Source organism: Falsibacillus pallidus, from assembly GCF_003350505.1.
GTDB lineage: Bacteria > Bacillota > Bacilli > Bacillales > DSM-25281 > Falsibacillus > Falsibacillus pallidus.
Genome location: NZ_QQAY01000027.1, coordinates 1 through 20,869, shown reverse-complemented (window position 1 = coordinate 20,869; position 20,869 = coordinate 1). Strand labels below are relative to the sequence as shown.

21 protein-coding genes, 1 tRNA gene and 1 rRNA gene are annotated in these 20,869 nt (G+C 42.5%); 16 read left to right on the top strand and 7 right to left on the bottom strand.

Annotated features, from left to right (window positions below; all coding sequences use genetic code 11):
- From DFR59_RS19545 to DFR59_RS19535, 3 genes are all read left to right on the top strand, one after another.
- The coding region (locus tag DFR59_RS19545; RefSeq protein WP_114746887.1) for an aldehyde dehydrogenase family protein at positions 1-246 on the top strand (246 nt) is incomplete at its 5' end.
- 193 nt (positions 247-439) lie between these two features.
- The gene (locus DFR59_RS19540) at positions 440-1,630 is read left to right on the top strand and encodes an ornithine--oxo-acid transaminase (RefSeq protein ID WP_114747343.1); all 1,191 of its coding nucleotides are present in this window, start codon (positions 440-442) and stop codon (positions 1,628-1,630) included.
- Positions 1,631-1,675: 45 nt separating this feature from the next.
- On the top strand, positions 1,676-2,920 hold the full coding sequence (locus DFR59_RS19535; protein WP_114747342.1) for a Glu/Leu/Phe/Val family dehydrogenase: 1,245 nt from the start codon (positions 1,676-1,678) through the stop codon (positions 2,918-2,920).
- Between the two features lie 99 nt (positions 2,921-3,019).
- On the opposite strand, the gene DFR59_RS19530 is transcribed toward DFR59_RS19535, so the two are convergent.
- Positions 3,020-3,253, bottom strand: coding sequence for a DUF378 domain-containing protein (locus tag DFR59_RS19530; RefSeq protein WP_114747341.1), 234 nt, complete (start codon positions 3,251-3,253; stop codon positions 3,020-3,022).
- Positions 3,254-3,420: 167 nt separating this feature from the next.
- Here DFR59_RS19530 and DFR59_RS19525 point away from each other — a divergent pair, with 167 nt between their 5' ends.
- From DFR59_RS19525 to DFR59_RS19515, 3 genes are all read left to right on the top strand, one after another.
- Positions 3,421-4,584, top strand: a complete 1,164-nt coding sequence (locus tag DFR59_RS19525) for an iron-containing alcohol dehydrogenase (protein WP_114747340.1) — start codon at positions 3,421-3,423, stop codon at positions 4,582-4,584.
- Between the two features lie 180 nt (positions 4,585-4,764).
- Positions 4,765-6,114: a glucose-6-phosphate isomerase gene (locus tag DFR59_RS19520; RefSeq protein ID WP_114747339.1), complete on the top strand. Its 1,350-nt coding sequence runs from the start codon at positions 4,765-4,767 to the stop codon at positions 6,112-6,114.
- Between the two features lie 126 nt (positions 6,115-6,240).
- A complete protein-coding gene (locus DFR59_RS19515) occupies positions 6,241-6,645 on the top strand; it encodes a YugN-like family protein (RefSeq protein ID WP_114747338.1) in 405 nt (134 codons plus the stop codon).
- Here the strand turns inward: DFR59_RS19515 and DFR59_RS19510 are convergent.
- The 3 genes from DFR59_RS19510 to DFR59_RS19500 all read right to left on the bottom strand — a co-directional run bounded on the left by DFR59_RS19510 (position 6,642) and on the right by DFR59_RS19500 (position 12,052).
- Positions 6,642-7,634, bottom strand: a complete 993-nt coding sequence (locus DFR59_RS19510; protein ID WP_245948540.1) for a potassium channel family protein — start codon at positions 7,632-7,634, stop codon at positions 6,642-6,644. The two genes, DFR59_RS19515 and DFR59_RS19510, sit on opposite strands and share 4 nt — an antisense overlap.
- A gap of 118 nt (positions 7,635-7,752) precedes the next feature.
- The gene (locus DFR59_RS19505; RefSeq protein WP_114747337.1) at positions 7,753-10,365 is read right to left on the bottom strand and encodes a DUF5689 domain-containing protein; all 2,613 of its coding nucleotides are present in this window, start codon (positions 10,363-10,365) and stop codon (positions 7,753-7,755) included.
- A 193-nt stretch (positions 10,366-10,558) separates the two neighbouring features.
- The gene (locus DFR59_RS19500; protein WP_114747336.1) at positions 10,559-12,052 is read right to left on the bottom strand and encodes a LuxR C-terminal-related transcriptional regulator; all 1,494 of its coding nucleotides are present in this window, start codon (positions 12,050-12,052) and stop codon (positions 10,559-10,561) included.
- 182 nt (positions 12,053-12,234) lie between these two features.
- Here DFR59_RS19500 and DFR59_RS19495 point away from each other — a divergent pair, with 182 nt between their 5' ends.
- From DFR59_RS19495 to DFR59_RS19470, 6 genes are all read left to right on the top strand, one after another.
- Positions 12,235-12,816, top strand: coding sequence for a DUF6230 family protein (locus DFR59_RS19495; protein ID WP_114747335.1), 582 nt, complete (start codon positions 12,235-12,237; stop codon positions 12,814-12,816).
- An 11-nt stretch (positions 12,817-12,827) separates the two neighbouring features.
- A complete protein-coding gene (locus DFR59_RS19490) occupies positions 12,828-13,214 on the top strand; it encodes a DUF6114 domain-containing protein (protein WP_114747334.1) in 387 nt (128 codons plus the stop codon).
- 7 nt (positions 13,215-13,221) lie between these two features.
- Positions 13,222-14,388: a hypothetical protein gene (locus DFR59_RS19485; protein ID WP_114747333.1), complete on the top strand. Its 1,167-nt coding sequence runs from the start codon at positions 13,222-13,224 to the stop codon at positions 14,386-14,388.
- Positions 14,389-14,520: 132 nt separating this feature from the next.
- Complete coding sequence (locus tag DFR59_RS19480) at positions 14,521-15,294, top strand: sulfite exporter TauE/SafE family protein (RefSeq protein WP_114747332.1); 774 nt, start codon at positions 14,521-14,523, stop codon at positions 15,292-15,294.
- A gap of 140 nt (positions 15,295-15,434) precedes the next feature.
- Positions 15,435-16,610 carry an MFS transporter gene (locus DFR59_RS19475; RefSeq protein WP_114747331.1) on the top strand — a complete coding sequence of 392 codons (1,176 nt, stop codon included), beginning with the start codon at positions 15,435-15,437 and terminating at the stop codon, positions 16,608-16,610.
- Positions 16,611-16,738: 128 nt separating this feature from the next.
- Positions 16,739-17,155 carry a DUF1284 domain-containing protein gene (locus DFR59_RS19470; RefSeq protein WP_114747330.1) on the top strand — a complete coding sequence of 139 codons (417 nt, stop codon included), beginning with the start codon at positions 16,739-16,741 and terminating at the stop codon, positions 17,153-17,155.
- Positions 17,156-17,190: 35 nt separating this feature from the next.
- On the opposite strand, the gene DFR59_RS19465 is transcribed toward DFR59_RS19470, so the two are convergent.
- Positions 17,191-17,263: transfer RNA gene (locus DFR59_RS19465), tRNA-Ala, on the bottom strand.
- Positions 17,264-17,383: 120 nt separating this feature from the next.
- On the bottom strand, positions 17,384-18,088 hold the full coding sequence (locus tag DFR59_RS19460; RefSeq protein WP_114747329.1) for an MgtC/SapB family protein: 705 nt from the start codon (positions 18,086-18,088) through the stop codon (positions 17,384-17,386).
- Positions 18,089-18,216: 128 nt separating this feature from the next.
- Between DFR59_RS19460 and DFR59_RS19455 the strand changes: the two genes are divergently transcribed.
- Genes DFR59_RS19455 through DFR59_RS19445 form a run of 3 tightly spaced genes read left to right on the top strand, consistent with a single transcriptional unit; the run spans position 18,217 to position 20,231 of the window.
- Positions 18,217-19,128 carry a DMT family transporter gene (locus DFR59_RS19455; protein ID WP_114747328.1) on the top strand — a complete coding sequence of 304 codons (912 nt, stop codon included), beginning with the start codon at positions 18,217-18,219 and terminating at the stop codon, positions 19,126-19,128.
- 14 nt (positions 19,129-19,142) lie between these two features.
- On the top strand, positions 19,143-19,673 hold the full coding sequence (locus DFR59_RS19450) for a GNAT family N-acetyltransferase (protein ID WP_211318581.1): 531 nt from the start codon (positions 19,143-19,145) through the stop codon (positions 19,671-19,673).
- On the top strand, positions 19,674-20,231 hold the full coding sequence (locus DFR59_RS19445) for a GNAT family N-acetyltransferase (RefSeq protein WP_245948539.1): 558 nt from the start codon (positions 19,674-19,676) through the stop codon (positions 20,229-20,231). It begins immediately after the preceding gene.
- 32 nt (positions 20,232-20,263) lie between these two features.
- Here the strand turns inward: DFR59_RS19445 and DFR59_RS20185 are convergent, their stop codons facing one another.
- On the bottom strand, positions 20,264-20,440 hold the full coding sequence (locus DFR59_RS20185) for a hypothetical protein (RefSeq protein ID WP_158538445.1): 177 nt from the start codon (positions 20,438-20,440) through the stop codon (positions 20,264-20,266).
- A gap of 355 nt (positions 20,441-20,795) precedes the next feature.
- Between DFR59_RS20185 and DFR59_RS19440 the strand changes: the two genes are divergently transcribed.
- Positions 20,796-20,869, top strand: a 16S ribosomal RNA gene (locus DFR59_RS19440); the annotation flags it as partial.

Here is a 20,869-nt window from a genome sequence, read left to right as displayed (position 1 = left end):
GAAATCGCCAACGACACAGACTACGGCTTGACGGGTGCAGTCATCACGAACAACCGCGCACACATCGACCAGGCGAAGGAAGACTTCCATGTCGGTAACCTTTACTTCAACCGCGGCTGTACAGGCGCGATCGTCGGCTACCAGCCGTTTGGCGGATTCAACATGTCCGGAACCGACTCCAAAGCGGGCGGCCCAGACTACCTAATGCTTCATATGCAAGCGAAAACAACATCTGAAATGCTTTAAAATAGAAAAGCGGAAGCGCCTTGAAAGCTGCGACTGGCATAAGACGGAACTCGAAGGAAATCCTGATTTCCGTAGAGTTATGGCTTATGACCTCGAGCAGCTAGGCGCAGAAGCTGGACAGTGAATAAAAGGGCTGGCTTTTTTTAGCCAGCCCTGTTTTAAAATAATGAACTTCATGAATGGAGGAATAAGCATGATTAAAACAAATGAAATCATTGAACAGACAGAACGCTTCGGTGCACCGAACTACCATCCCCTGCCGATTGTGATCTCAGAAGCTGAAGGTGTATGGGTGAAAGATCCGGAAGGTAATAAATATATGGATATGCTGAGCGCCTATTCCGCAGTTAACCAAGGGCATCGCCATCCAAAAATCATCCAGGCGTTAAAGGATCAGGCCGATCGCGTCACTTTGACTTCCCGTGCATTCCATAATGATCAGCTCGGACCTTGGTACGAAAAAATCTGCGAATTGACAAATAAAGAAATGGCTCTCCCGATGAACACTGGAGCTGAAGCTGTTGAAACAGCAATCAAAGCCGCTCGCAGATGGGCATACGACATTAAGGGTGTTCCTGATGGCCAGGCAGAAATCATCGCATGTGTCGGAAATTTCCACGGCAGGACGATGACAGCTGTTTCCCTTTCTTCTGAAGAAGAATATAAACGCGGTTTCGGACCAATGCTTCCGGGCATTAAGTTGATTCCATACGGAGATTTGGATGCGCTGAAAGAAGCCATCACGCCAAATACAGCTGCATTCCTTATTGAGCCGATTCAAGGTGAAGCAGGAATTGTCTTGCCTGAACAAGGATTTTTAAAGGCCGCACATGAATATTGCAAAGAAAATAAAGTTCTCTTCATCGCAGATGAGATCCAGGCTGGCCTTGCACGTTCCGGAAAAATGTTTGCGTGTGAATGGGAAGATGTCGATCCGGATATGTACATTCTTGGAAAAGCGCTAGGCGGCGGGGTTTTCCCAATTTCCTGCGTAGTGGCTAACAAGGAGATTTTGAATGTATTCAACCCTGGTTCACATGGGTCCACATTCGGCGGCAATCCGATGGCCTGTGCCGTTTCGGTAGCTGCCTTGGACGTACTGGTTGATGAAAAGCTTGCAGAGCGTTCATTGGAGCTCGGCGAATACTTCATGGATAAGCTAAAGGAAATCGAAAATCCAATAATCAAAGAAGTCAGGGGAAGAGGCCTGTTCATAGGTGTCGAGCTAAAAGAGCCGGCGCGAAAATATTGTGAGAGCCTTAAAGAGCAGGGGCTGCTTTGCAAAGAAACACATGATACAGTGATCCGCTTTGCTCCACCACTTGTCATTTCAAAAGAAGAATTGGACTGGGCAATTGAAAGAATCAAAAATGTGCTTTCTTAATGTGTTAAGATGACAGCATAAAGAAACTACCAAAAGAGGCGAATAGTGATGGAGAACCTGAACTTATTTACATCAACTCAAGAAGTTATTAAGGAAGCGCTCACAAAACTGGGCTATGATGAGGCACTTTATGAATTATTAAAAGAACCTCTAAGAATGCTTACGGTCCGCATCCCAGTCAGAATGGATGATGGCAAAATAAAAGTATTCACAGGGTATCGCGCCCAGCACAATGATGCTGTTGGCCCTACAAAAGGGGGCGTCCGTTTCCATCCTGAAGTAGATGAAGAAGAAGTTAAGGCTCTTTCTATGTGGATGAGTTTGAAATGCGGAATTGTCGATCTGCCATATGGGGGAGGAAAAGGCGGAATCATCTGCGACCCCCGCACCATGTCCATGAGCGAGATCGAGAGGCTCAGCCGTGGATATGTTCGTGCAATCAGCCAAATCGTAGGCCCTACAAAAGATATACCTGCACCTGATGTTTATACCAATTCACAAATCATGGCTTGGATGATGGATGAATACAGCCGTTTGAGAGAATACGACTCCCCTGGATTCATCACGGGGAAGCCGATTGCCTTAGGAGGATCCCAAGGCCGTGAAAAAGCAACGGCTCAAGGGGTAACCATCTGCATTGAAGAAGCAGCTAAGAGAAAAGGGATAGAAATTAAAGGTGCACGGGTCGTCATCCAGGGATTTGGAAATGCAGGTAGCTTTTTAGCGAAGTTCATGCATGATGCCGGCGCGAAGGTTGTCGGCATTTCCGATGCGTACGGCGGACTCCATGATCCTAATGGTTTGGATATCGATTATCTATTAGATCGCCGAGATAGCTTCGGTACGGTTACGACCTTATTCGAAAATACAATTTCCAACCAGGAACTGCTTGAGTTGGATTGCGATATCCTTGTGCCTGCTGCAGTCTCCAACCAAATTACTGCAGATAATGCAAATTCCATTAAAGCGTCTATTGTCGTTGAGGCTGCAAATGGCCCAACAACTATGGAAGCTACAAGAATTCTTTCTGATAAAGGCATCCTGCTGGTACCGGATGTACTTGCGAGCGCTGGAGGCGTTACCGTTTCCTACTTCGAGTGGGTTCAGAACAACCAGGGATACTATTGGACAGAAGAAGAAGTAAATGATAAATTGCGCAAAAAACTAGTAGAATCCTTTAACAACGTGTATGAAACAGCTGAAAACCGCAGAATCAACATGCGTCTGGCTGCCTACATGGCCGGTGCCCGCAAAATGGCGGAAGCGTCTAAATTTAGAGGATGGGTATAAAGAAAAGCGGAGCCGACTGTTTAGAGGCGCCGAGGTTGGACGAAAAAACTAAGACACCCAAGGTTTAATCCTGGGTGTCTTTGCTTTATATACAAGCGCTTAGCGGGTTGCACGCGGTTCTGGATCGCGCTCAAGCTCTTCGCTCGGTTTGAACAATAGACCGAGGTTGATAAGCCCGGCGATTCCAACTAAACCATAGATGATGCGGGAAAGTGCAGCTCCTTGTCCACCGAATATAGCTGCGACCAAGTCGAATTGGAAGAACCCAATTAGACCCCAGTTGATGGCGCCGATAATGGTAAGAACAAGTGCAATACGTTGAATTCCACTCATATTGTTTTCCTCCTTAACAAATAGCTACGTCTTTAGATTCCGACGAGCTTACTTAAATTATTCATCATCTTCATGTTTTATATGCAGCTGTAAAACGTATGGCCAAGCATCTTTTTTGCAAATGCTAGTCCTGTGGTTAATAATGATGCCAAGGAGGGATTTTTGTAATGAATGAATTCACTTTTTATAACCCGGTAAAATTAATTTTCGGAAAAGATCAATTATCAGAGTTGAAAAACGAGCTGCCCCAATACGGAAAAAAAGTTCTACTTGTATATGGCGGCGGAAGCATCAAGAAAAGCGGTCTTTATGATAAAGTAGTAGCTGAATTAAAGGAAATGGATGCAGAGGTATTTGAACTTGCAGGTGTTGAACCTAACCCTCGTGTGACAACTGCACGCAAAGGGATTGAAATCTGCAAGAAAGAAAATATCGATGTATTGCTCGCGGTCGGAGGCGGAAGCGTCATCGACTGTACAAAACTGATTGCTGCAGGAGCAAAATATGATGGAGATGCTTGGGATCTTGTAACGAAAAAAGCATTCGCAAAAGAAGCACTGCCATTTGGTACTGTGCTGACTTTAGCTGCCACAGGTTCTGAAATGAACGCTGGTTCTGTTATAACAAACTGGGAAACAAACGAGAAATATGGCTGGGGAAGCCCTGCTACATTCCCTAAATTCTCGATTTTGGACCCTCAAAACACGTTTACCGTTCCGAAAAACCATACCATTTATGGAATGGTCGATATGATGTCCCACGTTTTTGAACAATACTTCAACAACGCGGACAATACACCTGTACAGGACCGCATGTGCGAAGGCGTATTGAATACGGTCATTGAAACAGCACCAAAATTAATAGATGATCTGGAAAATTACGAACTTCGCGAAACCATTCTTTATGCAGGGAATATTGCATTGAATGGAATGCTTCAAATGGGGTACAGAGGCGACTGGGCGACCCATAACATCGAACATGCTGTTTCAGCAGTCTACGATATCCCGCATGCAGGCGGATTGGCAATCCTGTTCCCTAACTGGATGAAGCACAACCTTGATGTGAATCCTGCTCGCTTTAAGCAAATGGCTGTCAACGTATTCGGTGTAGACCCAGAAGGGAAATCCGATAAAGAAGCAGCGCTTGAAGGAATTGAGAAGCTCCGCGAATTCTGGAGTTCAATCGGTGCTCCTTCAAGTCTTGCCGACTATGATATCGACGACAGCAAGCTTGATTCCATTGCAGACAAAGCAATGTCCAATGGTGAATTCGGCAACTTCACAAAATTGAATCGCGACGACGTACTGTCCATCTTGAAAGCTTCTTTATAAAAAGAAGAGGAAGGCTGCTCTTTAATTGAGCAGCCTATTTTTATTTCAACTGGACACCATCCGGATTAATTCCATAAAAAAAATTAAATTGGATACGCTTACAGTACAGGGGATTTCTTGATTATCATCGCAGCTTTCGATAAAGTGATAAAAGACCACTAATTAAACGGAGGAAATTTCATGACACATATTAAATTTGACTATTCCAAAGCTCTTTCGTTTTTCGGCGAACATGAACTTACATATTTGCGTGATGCAGTTAAAGTCGCCCACCATTCCCTGCATGAACAAACTGGGGCGGGTAATGACTTCTTAGGCTGGATCAATCTGCCGTCTGATTATGATAAAGAAGAATTCTCAAGAATCCAAAAGGCTTCTGAGAAAATCAAGAATGATTCCGATATCCTGCTTGTCATCGGCATCGGCGGTTCCTACCTTGGTGCTCGTGCGGCTATCGAGATGCTGAACCACAGCTTCTATAATGCCCTGTCTAAAGAAGACCGCAAGACGCCTCAAGTCTTCTTTGTCGGAAATAACATCAGTTCCACTTACATGAAAGATTTAATGGACCTTTTAAAAGGAAAAGACTTCTCCATCAATGTTATCTCCAAGTCAGGGACGACAACAGAGCCGGCATTGGCATTCCGTATCTTCCGCAAGCTTTTGGAAGAAAAATATGGTGTGGATGAAGCGAAGGGACGCATTTATGCGACAACAGATAAAGCAAAAGGTGCATTGAAAACCTTAGCGACAGAAGAAGGCTATGAGTCATTCATCATTCCTGATGATGTCGGCGGCCGTTATTCTGTTCTGACTCCTGTTGGACTTCTGCCAATCGCTGTAAGCGGCGTGAACATTGAAGAAATGATGGACGGAGCTAAAAAAGCAAGTGAAGACTTCAGCCATTCAGAGATCGAAGAAAATATCGCATATCAATATGCAGCAGTTCGAAACGTCCTTTACAATAAAGGAAAAACAATCGAAATGCTGATCAACTACGAACCAGGACTTCAATATTTTGCTGAATGGTGGAAGCAGCTGTTCGGTGAAAGTGAAGGGAAAGATCAAAAAGGCATCTATCCTTCATCTGCGAATTTCTCTACAGACCTGCATTCTTTAGGGCAGTATGTACAGGAAGGAAGACGCGACATTTTCGAAACAATCATTAAAGTGGATGAACCGCGCCACGAATTGACGATTGAAGAGGAAAGCAACGATCTTGATGGATTGAATTACTTAGCCGGTAAAACGGTTGATTTCGTCAACAACAAAGCATTCGAAGGAACTTTGCTTGCCCATACAGATGGAGGAGTTCCAAACTTGATCGTGGAAATCCCTGCGATGGATGCCTATACATTCGGCTATTTGGTTTACTTCTTCGAAAAAGCTTGCGCAATGAGCGGATACTTGCTTGGCGTCAATCCATTTGATCAGCCAGGTGTTGAAGCATATAAAGTGAACATGTTTGCTCTATTAGGCAAACCTGGCTTCGAAGAGAAAAAAGCAGAACTCGAAAAACGTCTGAAGTAATCGTGAATTAAGAAACCTTGGCAGAATGGTCTGCCAAGGTTTTTTTATATATGTGGAAAGAAAGGGAATAGTACGGCCGCTGCCATGAGAAACTAAGAAAAATATGCTTAAGGGAGTGCAGCAGCAATGATAGAATTAGAATCACGAATTGAAGGGCAGCATTACCAATTATATAAATTAGAACAGCTATTAAAGCCGCTTGGCTATACCATTGGCGGCAATTGGGAATATGATCATGGCTGCTTTGACTACAAAATCGATGATGAAGTAGGCTATCAATTCTTACGTCTGCCATTCACCTCCGTTGATGGGCAGCTGGATGCCAGAGGTGCCACTGTCAAACTAGGCAAGCCGTATTTGTTATCCCACAAGTATCAGCGTGGGCTTGATGACAATGCGAATATCTTCAACGTATCCGCTTCGTTTAACCAATTCCAGGAGCCGGTGGATAAGGATGCAAGCTTCCCGGAAGAATATATTTCGGTCGGAAAAGAATTGGTGAAAGAACTGGAAGAGGTCCTTTTAGATTAGTCCGATATTACGAGCAGCTGATCGTCTGCTTTGATTTTCTCATCACGGGGAGGATTCACAATGGAATCCTCTCCTCTTTTATATCCAATAAGCAAAACTTGATCATCCGACAAGGAACGGCTGATTGCATCAAACGTTTTCCCGGCAAAATGTGGTTCGACAGGGGTGAACTTTATCTTGTTTCCTTTTATTTGATTCAGCATTATCAACAGGCTCGAAGCCATTCCATGAGAGAGGATGCTGTTGATCATGACGTAGCTTGTTTGTTTATTCGTTTGAATAATTTCATCTGCCCCGGCCCGTTCTGCATTTAGGACATGATCGGCGGTCAAAATTTCCACGATGCTGTGGATATCCGGATTCATTCCTTTTACGGCAATGAGTGTAAGGATCGTATTCATATCCGCCTGATATTCGGGTGTATTTTGATCGGCTGTCACAAGAAGCAATTTGGCAGACTTTGCGTTCGCTTGAGTCAGGACATGATCATAGTAAGGTTTACCTTTAATGAAATGGACGTGCGGGTTCGGAAATGGATTTTCCAAAAGGGTATCGTCAATCAGGACGATTTCTGTATCCTCTTTCAATTGAATCAGCTGCATAATGACATCACGGGATCGTTCATTCCAGCCGATGATCAATGTCTGTTTTTTACCGATAAAAAGGGCTTTCCCTTGTTTAAGTGTATTTTGCGTATTGACTGCAGTGGTAGCAAGTGTGGCGAAGTAGGACGAAAGGAAGCTTGCACCTACAAGAATCAATAATATGCCAACGAGCCTGCCGACAGTTGTATGTGGTATATAGTCACCGTAGCCGACAGTAGAAGCTGTGATGATGGCCCACCAGATTCCATCGAATGTCGAAGGGAATGTTTTGGGCTCAACAACATGGATGACGAATCCAAAAAGGATGATGGAGAATACCGCCATAAAGAAAATCCTTGTGAGAAGCGGCCAGCGTGAAAATGTCTGATAAAGATATGTTGCCAAGAAATATCAGCTCCTATTTACAAATCGCATTGACCAGTATACCCATTAAGGAAAGACCCCATAACTTTAAACTCCACAAAAAAGAACCGAAGAACAGGTTCTTCGGTCCCGCATTTGATTATATTTCCGCCAAGTCTTTCAGGAGGAGATCAGCAAATTCTGCAGAAATCTTCTTCCCTCTTTGGGCAGATACCTCATGCGCAAGGGCATTGGTATTGCCTGATTTTACTTTGGCTTTTAAACTATTCAAGATGCCGTGGTTTGTAATTTCTCCTTGGTCAAAACCGTATTGGAGAAGTTCGTCCAAATGAGCGACATCCATTTTCACTGTCAACGTAAAGTCTTTCTCACTCGTGTTGCCTGAGTTATCCACAGCCGTTACGTGAAGAGTATGATCACCAACGGATAAACTCAATGGCTCAACAACGACCGGATTGTCAACTTCCACACCATCCAATGTGATGGATACGCTCGCCACGCCGCTGTCTTCATCCGTTGCAACAATGGTTTGGTTGAATCCTTCATATTGATAGAAAGTTGTTTGGGCAAGATCTTCAATGACTGGTGCTGTTGTGTCCACACTTTCAAAATCCGATAGGCTCAATGGCTTCAATTGATATGTCCCTTTGAAGATGGAGGAGATGCCGGAAATATTGGCAGAGTCCCCATTTTGAAGGGTTTCAAGAAGCTGATTCAAGGCAACGCCAGTGCGGCTGTCGACTCTGACTCTTGTTTTAGAACCGTCTGCAGACACTGCATCGAATTCAAATGTGCCACCAGCTGTGTCTGGCAGATTCTCTACTTTTACATTTTCAAGCTTAACATATTGTCCTTGATTGGACGCGTCCACAGCGGATACCGTTTTGGCAGCTGGAACTTCACTTGTCCCCAGTTTATCCACTTTAATCAAATCGGAAAGCTCCAATTCACCATTATAAAGGGAGGTGGTTCCTGTAAGCTTTACTTTATCGCCTTTATGATAGTCGCTTTCTGACTGGAAGACATAAATGCCACCCGTATCATCCTGAAGATAGAACCCTTCCCCACCGAAAGCGCCAGGTTCAGAAGTGATGACACCTTCAACAGTTACAAGGTTTTTTTCACCTGCTGCCCTAGCTGCATCGATTGTCATCAGGTCAGGAATTTTTGGTCCTTGCTGATCTGGAAGGGGTTCTGAATCGACATTTCCAAACGTTACGCTTTCAGTCAGGGCGTTTTTACTGCCAACTTTCAGCCTTAAGTTTGCTGCGCCTTCCGTTCCTTTCACAACTGTAACATCAACGTCTTTAAAAGCTTTTCCATTTTTATCGGCAGTTACGGAAAATTCACTGCTGTAACCAGGACTTTTCGGATAGGTGCCATCTGCGCCTTTAAAGTAGCCGACCTGATTACCGCCATCTAAGTATAGACCGAGCTTCAACCCACTTACTGTTTCATTCGGCTGAAGATTGTCGAGCACTACACGGATCTGGAACTCCTGTGCATTCGGCAGGACACTTTGATGAACGAAAGAGTATTCAGGTAAAGTAGCCGTCTTGTTCGATCCGTATGAACCAGCAGCAAATGTGGAAGGATCATACCATTTATAGCCTGCTTGAGGTGCTGACCATGGTTCTGCCTGTGGTTCGGTTGATTTTTCCGGCTGTTCGAAATCAAGCAGTTTCGTAGGCTCGTCCAGCGTCAATCCAGGAACTTGATCAAATCCTGTATAGTCTTCCTTTGTAGATAGCCAATTCACCAAATTGACGAGCAATTTACCGTCGTTTTGCTCTTTAAACCCATCATAAGTCGTTTTTTTCGTTCCGCCTTCTTCACGAAGGTATTTAGGTGATGCATCTTCAACAGGTGAAGAATCCCCGATGAAAGCTGCTTTTCCTTTACCAACCTTTGAGACTGCTACGAATGCACCTTCTGCTTTGCCGCCGCCGGAATAGACGCCTTGGTCAACAGCATTGCCCCAAGCCTCATTTGTTTGAGGAAGATAGACAATCCCTTTTGCTTTTGTAGGGTCTGTGATAGCAAGCGTTGAGCCTGCGTGCATGGCTACAGTGTTGACGCCTTCAGTAATTCCGAAAGCTTGGTCAGGTGCAACGATCTGATTCGCTGTAATATCACCCAGTGCATTGTAGCGGAAACGGATTCCAAAGTAGTCGGATAGCCAGTCAGAGCTTTCAACTCCCTGCATCGCAGCAGAGCTTGCTTCCTCTGTTGTCATTCCTTTAGCAGGGTTGTCCCATGCGCCTCTGCGGTAGCCGTTGAACACCTCTGAAGCATCCCAGCGGTTTTTGTTGCGGTCTGCATTGTAGTGGTCGCCAATGAAGAAGATGCTTCCGCCTTGTTTGACGTAGTCAAGCATCGCTTGCTGCTCAGACGTTTTATATGGGATGTTGGCTTCCCCGATAACAAAAGCGTCATATTGTTGTAAATCGTTTAGTGTAATCGGTGTGCTTTTTCTTAGTTCTTTGACATAGTACCCTGTGCCTGCCAAAGCATTTCCAAAGTCTGAAAATCCACCATTGATGACCCAGTCAGCAGCACCCGCCGTCTGTCCATGTGTATTATCGAATAATACTTTCTTTCCGTTGGCCACAGAAGGAGTTATGTACGGAGCTGGATCCGCAGCCGTTTCTGCATGTGCAGGATTGTAATGGGCCATTGTGGAAAATGGCGCGAGCAAAGATGCAGCGAAGACTAACTTCGAAAACTTATTGAAAAATTTCTTTTTTCCCATTTTTTCAAAATCCCTCCTTTTCTACTACTATACAATAGTAAATCTAGTACAAAAATAGGTAAGAAAGCCCTTTCTTCATTTTTTACATAATCTTAATACAATCTCAATATTTGTAAATATGTCGAACTTTTTAGAGATTTGTAGATACTTGGAGTCATAGTGGTTTTGCTCTGTAAACTGTATGTTTTGGGATTTAAATAATTTTCATTTTAATGGCTTTGACTGCGGCTTCTGTCCTATTTTTCGCATCCATCTTTTGTATGATGATGGATACGTAGTCCCTCACAGTGTAGCTGCTGAGCGAGAGGGCATCAGCTGTTTCACTGATGGATGCCCCGTGTGATATGTGTTTCAGGACTTCTTTTTCTCTTGGGGAAAGCAGGTTGTGTGCCAAGCATAAATGATTGGAAGCTTCATTCCAGTAGGGATGCAGCAAATCTCCTGCATATCTCCCAAATTTAATCAAAGTGGTTAATGTCTGTGTGGAAATGGTGAAATCCGTCCCAGCCCCTTGATCAAGCAAAGCGACTCCGATCAACTTTGAATAGAGAGGAGCATAAAGGGGGACGGCCACAAATGATTTCAAATGATATTCTTTTACATATTCATCAGGCAATAGATTTGAAGGTTCATTGCAATAAATAGGTTTAGCATTTGCGTATTTTTCAAAGTATTCCTTTAGAAGAGGATCTCGATGCAACTCGCCCTCCGTTTTTGAAACACCTTGTGAATCAGCATTATAATAGATGCTTCCGATTCCCTTATTATCACTTGGGGAGTAGAGGCATAGTCCGCATCTTTTAAATGGAAGATAATCGACGAGTCCCTGTGAAACTGACTCTATCGCTTCCTCCACATTCCGTGAGTGAAGCAGCCTTTGCAAATAAAGAAGGGCAGCATCCTTCCATTCTAATTCGGATTGCAGATGACTGACGGTCAATTGCCGTACATACATCCTTCTGAACCATTCCTTTTTTTCCTTGGTCACGGTTTCCCCCTTCGGAACCATTAATAGGACATGATCATGAAGGCAGGGGATGTGGATGAGCTGCCCGCTTTCCCTATCAGAGGATAATAGTCTTTCTAATGCAAGTGATAAATCAGCAAGGCTATCGGCTCCTAATTTTTCGCTTATTCCTATCATCTGTTGTGTGATAGGGTGATTCTCCGGATGAGAAATTTTATGGACCTTGAATTCTCCTTGATTCTCATGAATAATGGCCATCCATTGCAACGGCAGCATTTTAGTTGAAGTCATTAAACGAAGCCAATGATCGGATTGAATTTCATTTTGGCTGGTCAACAGCACCTGGTCGATCATTCGTGAGAAAAAAGCTTGGATGGACTGGTGATCCAGCAATTCCTTTTTGTCTTTTGAAAGTAAATGATGAAATCTGTCCTCAATCATCGTAATGATAAAAATTCCCTCCGTGTCATCTTTCAGGAGCGGATATTTTTTGTTCCATTCGGCAGCCATTGCAAATGCAAATTGATCTATGGATAGATTATTTGTTGACTTAGCGATTAAAAACCCGGATTTAAGCATCTGGTCAAATTCCTGAATCAAACGAAAACCTCTGTTCATAAGTGTTTTCTTCCATTTTCCCCACTCCAATAAAAACTCGTTTTCATAAGACAGGAGCAATTCCATTGCCTTTTGAAAGAGATCTTTGATTTTGGTCTCCATGAATCAACACCTCCACCATCTTATTCACAATATTCTAAACAAAGTGAAAATTTATGGGGATATAAACTTATTTAACCCGACATTTGAGGGGTGCGGTTTGATTCCCCGAAAAAAATAGTAATGGTTTGCTTTTTTTAATTGTTCTACATTAGGAATAAGACGAATGAGGCGAGGTGTTCAGATTGAACGAGAAGAAGAGGGAAATCAACAGAGGGGGAAGGACCAGCAAAAAAGTATTTTGGACTTCCTTTCTTTCAGGGATGATTTTGCTTGGGGCCCTGCTGGTATCGATCGGCTTGTCCGGTGTTGCTTATGCGGTCCCACTCGCAGGTGTTGGGGATTTTTATGTAGAATTCGATAATCTTGAGGGGGATGGATATACGTTCTATCCAAAAATGGGGGAGACAAGCAGCTCCAAATCAGCACCTCAAGGGACAAATTTAATTGAAAAGCTGACCATCAAAAATTTGAAGCTTTATAAAGATTTTAAAGTCGGGGACCAATGGCTGCGCGTTGAAATAACTGCTTCCAAGCCGGTTCAGATCACAGGCCTGCAGCAGGATGCAAGCTTAATTCAGGCCAATGCAAAATTCAGCAACCTTGTATTAAAGGAAAACTACAGCAGCGATTGGACAAAGCAGTTCAAACAGTCTTCTTCACACATCACACTTGGCAGCGCTAAACTCAAGACCCATTACTTATTCCAAAAAACCATTACGATGAATGGAATGAAATTGACCGTGCACAAAATTGATAAAAAGTAGGAGGGGATTTTGTGAACTTTACAGAATGGAGGCATTCAAGGCCATTTTGGGGATCGGTGATTGCTATCATCAGTGGTTCCCTCATCCTATGGGTTCCTTTGAATTTATTTCTAAGTGCGTTTCTTCCCGGTTCCATTGCTGTCGTAGGTTTATTGTTCGGAGGTCTTATCATAGTACTGGGTTTATTAAGTCTCTTCTTCCCGCAGTCAGCAAAGGTGCTTGGAATTATCATCATGTTCCTCTCCGTGCTTTCCGTCATCGGAGCACTCGGGGGATTATTTATCGGAACGATCTTAGGACTGATTGGCGGGGCGGCATTATTGGCATGGAGGCCAATAGAATGGAAAGATGACCGGCACCCGGCATCACAGCCGAGAGAAACGGCTAAAGCGGGATGATTCCATGATGCGAATGAAAATTACTGCGGTCTCCATCATGATTTTTTCATTGATATTTTGCTTTTCTTGCCCTTCTCTTATGGCAAAAGAAGATACCTCCCATGATATTGATGGATTCCTTGTTCAGGCTGATCGGGTGATAGGAGAAAATATGACGGTAGATTTTATAAAAGGACAAACGTCGCAAAAAAAGGAAATGGGCATGCTGCGCATCCATTATGATAAAGCCATGATCTATGGAATGAAATTGACTAAGGAATTTTCAACGCCAGAGGGTGCCATGAGCATCACCATGGTAGCAAAGGGTCCAGTCACAATTCATAATATGACAGTCGATGCCAGTGCGTTGTCATTCAAAGGCGCCTGCATTGAACCTTCCACACTTATTCCATCTGCAGGGTTGGAGGATGTCGCCATGACTGCCCATAAGCTAAGCTCATCTGACAGTGATCTGGAGGGGCTTTTATTGCAGACTGTCAGAGGTTTCCAGTCGCCGAAGAAACCTTCGAAGCTCAGTATTTTAAAAGACTCCGCCATGCTGCCGCTTACTCAACTTGATAATGAACTTGGACATTTAAAAGATGGCAGGCTCCCCTTGATTTGCGGGGATGGGCAAGCAAAAGAAGCAGCAGTTAAAAAAGAAGAATCTTCAACAGGAAAGCAGATGGATGATGCATTAGAGAATTTGACCAAACCGGTTAAGCCGGCAGGTGATCTGGTAAAGAAAACCGTTGAAACAGCGGATTCTGTCATTAAACCGATAAAAAATACGGGGGATCCCATTCTCAAACCCATTGAAGGAACAGTCTCTAAAGTGGCTAAACCATTGAAAGATACCACAAAAGTAGTGGACGATACGGTCAAGTCTGCTGATCAAACATTGACTTCCATATGTCAAAAGACAAGGAAGGCAAACGGGAAGATCACAAAGGAGCTAGGCCTGGAGCTGATCGATCAAGCGCTGCAAGAGAAAAAGCCGCTTCCAGAGATTTGTGAAGAGGATTCCTCTATATCTGAACAATTATCAAAAATACAGGCTCCCCTTTTGGGAGATATCGGAATTGGTTCATTGCTTGGATTAGAAGACAAGCAGAAAGAATTTGATGAAGAAACGTTAAAGAAATTGAAAGAAGCATTATTAAAAGAAAAAGATGGTAGTATCATCGGACAATAGAAATTCAGCCCTTTTTTAAAGGGGCTGAAGTTTTTTATGAAAGTACCGGTTTCATATTTTCATTGAAGGTGCAAAAGAGTAAGATTGTAATAAATGATTTATTAATTTTATAAAAAGGAAGAAGAGACTTCTATGATGTACATAGGTTTGGCTGTATTAGGATTCATTGCGAGTATTTATGGGACCATCATCGGGGCAGGAGGCGGCTTCATCATTGTTCCGTTTCTCTTGATGCTGACGGATCTTTCGCCTGCAACTGCAGCGGCAACTGGTTTGGCTCTCGTATTCTTCAATGCTTCCACTTCGATTTTCGCCTTCATTAAACAAAAAAGAATACTTCTCTATACGGGATTAATTATCTCTTTAGGGGCCATCCCGGGGACTTTTATTGGTTCATGGCTGGTTGTGAGAAGTCCGGAGCATGTATTTAAAATAGTATTTGCAGTTACATTGATCGGACTCGGTGCGTTTCTTCTTTGGAAGAATTTCCGAAAAGCTGATAAAAGTTCAGATGCACAAAAAACAGAACATGACATCCATGAAATGTCATGGGGATATGGCATCAAGATTGGGCTCGTCGGCATTCTGCTTGGTACTATTTCTTCTTTCTTTGGAATCGGGGGAGGATGGCTTCTGGTCCCTATATTGGTCTACGGTTTTGGCGTAAGTGTCCATTATGCCACTGCCACATCGATATTCTCATTAGCGATTTATTCCGGCATCGGATTGATCCAGCCAATCATCCATGGCAGGGTTGACTGGGCCGTCGCTGCATTCTGCGGGATTGGAGTGTTGATTGGAGGGCAGGCCGGCGCATTGGTGTCATCCAAAATATCAGGCGGCACCATCACGAAGCTTCTTGCCTTTATCGTCATCATTATTGGAATCAAGTTAATGTTTACTTAAAAAAAGAATGTCTTATTGGCATTCTTTTTTTATAGAAAAATGATAAGAAATCCTTATGCCAAGATATAGATTTTCTGTCATTTATCTTATAGAAATAGAAAGGTAAAATGAAGGAAAATAATGTTAAAGAGGTCTTTTGGATGAATAATAAATATAAGTACTTTGCAGGCATTTTTATCAACGGATTGGGGGATGGAATCCAGCAGATCGCCTTGATGTGGTATATCTATCATCTGACAGGTGAAGCAGCATCGATTGGGCTTATGATTGCCATCTATTATTTGCCGAGCATGTTCCTGACGCCATTTGTTTCGGTTTATGTCGATCATCGGGATTCTAAAAATATCGTCATCATCACTGATTTCCTAAGATTCCTGCTTGTATTTATCATGGCTGCATTGATTTATTTTAAAGTGGATTCATCGTTTATTTTTTATCTTCTTCAATTTCTGTTGGCTGTTTTCTATACCATCTATAAACCAGCTTCACAGTCTTTTCTTAAAGAAGCTTTTACGGCGAAAGAACTGCCTTTTGTCATTTCAAAAGCTTCTTCATTGAATGAAGCTGCCTTGATTGCAGGGACAGGTGTTTCAGGCATCTTCCTTGTGAGCATGTCTCTCTCGATGGGCTTCTTTATCAATTCGCTGACTTTTTTATTCGCGGCACTATTTTTCTTTACCATTAAACGGGTAAGCCCGAAGCAAGTGAAGCAATCGAAAATTGTTTATTTTGCAGAAATGAAAAAAGGGTGGCAATACATTCAAGATAAAGAAGGGATGAAGTATCTGCTCTTTCTTTCTATTTTAAACAGCATAAGCATCCAAATGGCCACTACCCTCTTTCTGCCTTTGGCTGAACAATTACGGGGAGGGAGCGGGCTGTATTCTTCCTTTGAAATGGCTTTCTCTGCCGGGGGAATCATCGCAGGACTGGTTGCGGCTTATTTTATGAAGAAATTTAAACATAAGGTGATCATAGGTACGATGGGAGGCATGCTTACGGCATCGCTGCTCTTATTTTTCTCAGACCAATCGATTCCATCTATCTTCTTGATTTTCATCTTGGGGCTCTTTACCATGTCTCATTTAATTGTGGTCCAAACGCTGATTCAATTAAACACAACAAAGGAATTCATCGGGCGCGTGATTGGACTAAGGACCATCCTGGCTTCTTTCGTAAAAATTTCATCCGCACTTCTTACTGGAGCCATGATTGCTTTCCTTGGGGTGCATAATATCTTTTTGGCTTTTGCCATTATCATGCTGGCCAGTTTTATAACCATCAGCATGCTGAGGAAAGTCAGTGTACCTGTTTAATGAAAAGTGCTGAGGATCTCCTTAGCACTTTTCTTTTTGCCTATATAAATTATAATAGAGAAAAATAGTTAACTTAATATGTTTATAGGTTAACATATTAGTATTCTTGATAAGAGAAGGGGATGTTTATGTATAAACTGCGGGGACACCATCTTTTTTGCTTATTAGGCTATAGAGGCATGGGATATTCAAAAGAGTATGTAGAAAATATGACGAAGCTGCATCAGGGGCTTAGGAACAGGCCTAAGACATGGATACAAATCGTTAAAGGGCCAGATCAATTGTGTGAAAAATACCCAAACGATGGCGAGTATCATTGCCAGGAAATGAATATATTCGAAAGAGATGCCGCGATCCTTAAAAAATTGGGACTATACGTCGGTCAAGTTATAAGATGGGAGGATATCGAATCAAGGATCAGGAAGCATGTGACACCATCAGATGTCCAGATTGTCTGCAGTACTTGTTCATGGAAGTCATATGGCTATTGTGAAGAAGGGATTCAAGAAATGATTGAAGGATTGGGGCTGAAGGAAGTGAAATAGAAAAAACCTTTGCGATGTGCAAAGGTTTTTAAATATGGAGCGTAGGGGGCTCGAACCCCTGACCTCTACGCTGCCAGCGTAGCGCTCTCCCAGCTGAGCTAACGCCCCGATATGTACGTCTAAGCGATATTATACAACAATTTTGCAGCTTTGCAATACTATCATTGAAAAAACTGAAGAAAATAATGGACAAGGCGCGCTGTCATAAAGACTGCGCCTTGTTTAACTTCACAAGCTTTCTACTTCCGCACTTTGAACGCCTTCAATTTCGGATACTGTATAATAGATATCGGTCGTCTTCCGCTTGAAGTTGACCGTGATTTTCAATTCCACTAAATGCGTCAAATCTTGTTTATCCCTGATCCGAATGTTTTTAATAGAAAACTTTTCATCCTGGATTTTTGTGATGACCGTTTCGATGCTTTTCTTTTCTCCAACAATAAGCTTGATTAAAAGTTCTTTTTCACGAAGCTTCTGTGGCCCGATAATTTTAATGATAAAAGGAATGAATTCTACACTGATGATCAAAAGGATTACGCCTGCAATGGCTTCAACATAAAATCCTGCTCCGACAGCAATACCGATTCCTGCTGCCCCCCAAATCATGGCGGCCGTTGTCAGACCGGAGATGCTGTCGTTCCCTCTCCGCAAAATAACACCGGCTCCCAGAAAACCGATCCCGGAAACAATTTGTGCAGCTAAACGCAAAGGATCCATTGTGATGTTAACCAAGCCATGTTCAGGAAACAGATAAGCCGATTCAATCGAGACAATGGTCAACAAGCAGCTGACGATCGATATGACCAAACTTGTTTTCAAGCCGACTGGTTTCCGCTTCAATTCCCTTTCCAATCCGATCACCAGGCCAAGAACGGCCGAGATGCAAAGTTTCAATATGATTTCTGTTTCTAAATTAAGACCCGATACCCCCAAGTGTCTGCCTCCTTTGAAATATTAAAAAACCATTGGAAAATCTACTTTTAAAATATAGAATAGTGTTTATATTTTAACATATCAATGTACCTTTAACATGAACATATTAGCAAAAAGGAGACAACACCATGGAAGAACCAAAAATCAATCCTTATGTTGCGCTGGGAATAGGCGTCGCATCTGTATCGACCTCAGCTATATTAGTCAAAGTGTCTTCGGCAGATGCAGGGGTGATCGCTTTTTATCGATTATTTATTACAGTCCTGCTGATGCTGCCGTTATTCCTTGCTAAACATTTGAAGGAATTAAAAATCATCACCCGACGCGAATGGCTATTTTCCATTATTGCAGGAATCTTTTTAGCCTTTCATTTCATCCTTTGGTTTGAATCCTTGAATTACACATCGGTTGCCAGTTCGACAGTCCTTGTAACACTGCAGCCTTTATTCGCATTCCTCGGGACCTTTCTATTTTTCAAAGAGCGCTTATCTATTAAAGCCATCCTTTGCGGGGTAATGGCCATCCTGGGAAGTGTAATCATCAGCTGGGGAGATTTCCACATCAGCGGCAAAGCATTGTTCGGGGATTTGCTTGCGCTTGCCGCATGTGCTCTAGTGACGGCCTATCTATTATTCGGCCAGCATGTAAGGAAGCGTCTTTCCCTTATGACCTATACCTTCGTTGTCTATTTCATTTGTTCTGTGGTCCTATTCTTTTATGTACTGGCTTCAGGTGAAAAATTCGGACCATATCCGGCAGAAGATTGGATTTACTTTTCCCTTCTTGCCATAATCCCAAATCTCTTGGGTCATAGTTTATTCAATTGGTCGTTGAAGTGGGTCAGTACATCCACTATTTCCATGGCCATTTTATTTGAACCGGTCGGAGCTTCAATGCTTGCTTATTTCCTTCTTGGTGAGAAGCTGCACATTTGGCAGGCAGCAGGCGGGCTCATTGTCATTCTGGGCATATCCATCTTTTTAATAAATGAAAGAAAAGAAAAAATGAAATTGCTTAAAAATAATGCCGAATCTGTATGAGGGGATGGAAAGACATGTTGATTAGAAAAGCACGCCTGGAAGATGCAGAGCAGATAGCGGAAGTGCATGTTGAAAGCTGGAGGCAGTCATACAAAGGGATTGTGAATGAACCCTATCTCCAATCACTAAAAGTTGAACCGCGTTTCAAATTATGGAGCCAAGTTTTACAAAATGACCATTCTGTATATGTGGCACAAGCCGATGGCATCGTTTCTGGATTTGCATCATTTGGCAAAGAGCGCTCAGGGGAATTTGGTATTGATGGAGAATTGTATGCCATTTACCTATTGGATTCTATTAAACGTAAAGGCGCCGGCACTGACCTGCTTTCCGTCGGCGTGGAAGATTTACTTCAAAGAGGTTTTCAATCTATGAATGTATGGGTTTTAAAAGAAAATCCTTCTATTAAATTTTATGAATCATTCAACCCGATTAAATTAGGGGAAGAAGAAATTGAAATCGGTGGCGAAAAATTCGTAGAAGTGTGCTATGGCTGGAACAACCTTAAAGTTCTGTACGAATTAATCCATGAAAGAATTAAGTAAATGACAGAGATGAACAGCATTTTCAACTCATTCATGGAAATAGAAACGCCCAGACTTAAGTTAAGAAAGATCTATAGAGAGGATGCCCCATCCCTGTTTAAGATTTTTTCCATGGATGAAGTAACAAAATTTTATGATGTAGACCCTTTTAAAAGTGAGGAAGAGGCAGAGCGATTAATAGAAAAGCTCCATCTGAATTTTGAACTGAAAAAACAAATCCGCTGGGCCATTATATTGAAAGAGAAGAATGAATTCATTGGAACAATCGGATACCACGAAATGGAGCCGGAGCATTTCAAGGCGGAAATTGGCTACGACCTTCATCCTGATCATTGGGGGAAGGGGCTAATGACGGAAGCCATTAATAAAGTCGTAAACTTCGGTTTTGATAAGTTGGGATTCAATAGGATAGAGGCTGTTTACCATTCTTTAAATGAAGCTTCCAAAAGAGTCCTGCACAAAAATGGATTCCAATATGAAGGAACCTTAAGAAAAAGGTTTCTGATCAATGGCGAGTTCACAGATGCCTGCATCTCCTCCATCATAAGAAGCGATTAATAAGAAAACCAGGCTCTAGCAGCCTGGTTTTTCTATATGAACAAATAAGTCAATCCCGAAAACACAAATGCCATGCCCGTGAAAAATAGAAAAGTGCCTGCCTCGAACCGTTCTCCTCTATTTCCGATCTTAAGTCCTTCTATATAAGAGAAAGAAAATAAATACAGTGCCATGAAAAAACAAATCAATAGTGCGATCTTAGTCAGCAAAGGAAGTACTCCTTTCAGAAATAGTTAATTCAATTTATGATAGAACGTGGTAGAATATGATTTATAATCTAGTTTTAGTTTTTTATTGAAAAAATGAAAAAAACTATTGCGCACACAAAGTTATCGTGATATATTATTTCTTGTCCGATAAAACAGCTAACGAAATCAAAAAAGAATTTCAGAAAGTTGTTGACTTAAACAGGACAAGATGATATATTAGAAAAGTCGCCTCTGAGAGATGGAGCAGACGAAATTGATCTTTGAAAACTGAACAAAACAAAACGTCAACGTTAATCTATTTTTTTAAAAAATCGAGCTAATCAAGCTTGAAACTTTGTGGCTTTGAGCCAACAATTTTTCGGAGAGTTTGATCCTGGCTCAGGACGAACGCTGGCGGCGTGCCTAATACATGCAAGTCGAGCGGATTGA

Coding starts and splice junctions, on each gene's coding strand:
- DFR59_RS19515 (WP_114747338.1), top strand. CDS start 6,241: ATGATAGAATTAGAATCACGAATTGAAGGGCAGCATTACCAATTATAT.
- DFR59_RS19475 (WP_114747331.1), top strand. CDS start 15,435: ATGAATAATAAATATAAGTACTTTGCAGGCATTTTTATCAACGGATTG.
- DFR59_RS19520 (WP_114747339.1), top strand. CDS start 4,765: ATGACACATATTAAATTTGACTATTCCAAAGCTCTTTCGTTTTTCGGC.
- DFR59_RS19485 (WP_114747333.1), top strand. CDS start 13,222: ATGCGAATGAAAATTACTGCGGTCTCCATCATGATTTTTTCATTGATA.
- DFR59_RS19455 (WP_114747328.1), top strand. CDS start 18,217: ATGGAAGAACCAAAAATCAATCCTTATGTTGCGCTGGGAATAGGCGTC.
- DFR59_RS19500 (WP_114747336.1), bottom strand. CDS start 12,052: ATGGAGACCAAAATCAAAGATCTCTTTCAAAAGGCAATGGAATTGCTC.
- DFR59_RS19470 (WP_114747330.1), top strand. CDS start 16,739: ATGTATAAACTGCGGGGACACCATCTTTTTTGCTTATTAGGCTATAGA.
- DFR59_RS19480 (WP_114747332.1), top strand. CDS start 14,521: ATGATGTACATAGGTTTGGCTGTATTAGGATTCATTGCGAGTATTTAT.
- DFR59_RS19505 (WP_114747337.1), bottom strand. CDS start 10,365: ATGGGAAAAAAGAAATTTTTCAATAAGTTTTCGAAGTTAGTCTTCGCT.
- DFR59_RS19445 (WP_245948539.1), top strand. CDS start 19,674: ATGACAGAGATGAACAGCATTTTCAACTCATTCATGGAAATAGAAACG.
- DFR59_RS19450 (WP_211318581.1), top strand. CDS start 19,143: ATGTTGATTAGAAAAGCACGCCTGGAAGATGCAGAGCAGATAGCGGAA.
- DFR59_RS19540 (WP_114747343.1), top strand. CDS start 440: ATGATTAAAACAAATGAAATCATTGAACAGACAGAACGCTTCGGTGCA.
- DFR59_RS19525 (WP_114747340.1), top strand. CDS start 3,421: ATGAATGAATTCACTTTTTATAACCCGGTAAAATTAATTTTCGGAAAA.
- DFR59_RS19530 (WP_114747341.1), bottom strand. CDS start 3,253: ATGAGTGGAATTCAACGTATTGCACTTGTTCTTACCATTATCGGCGCC.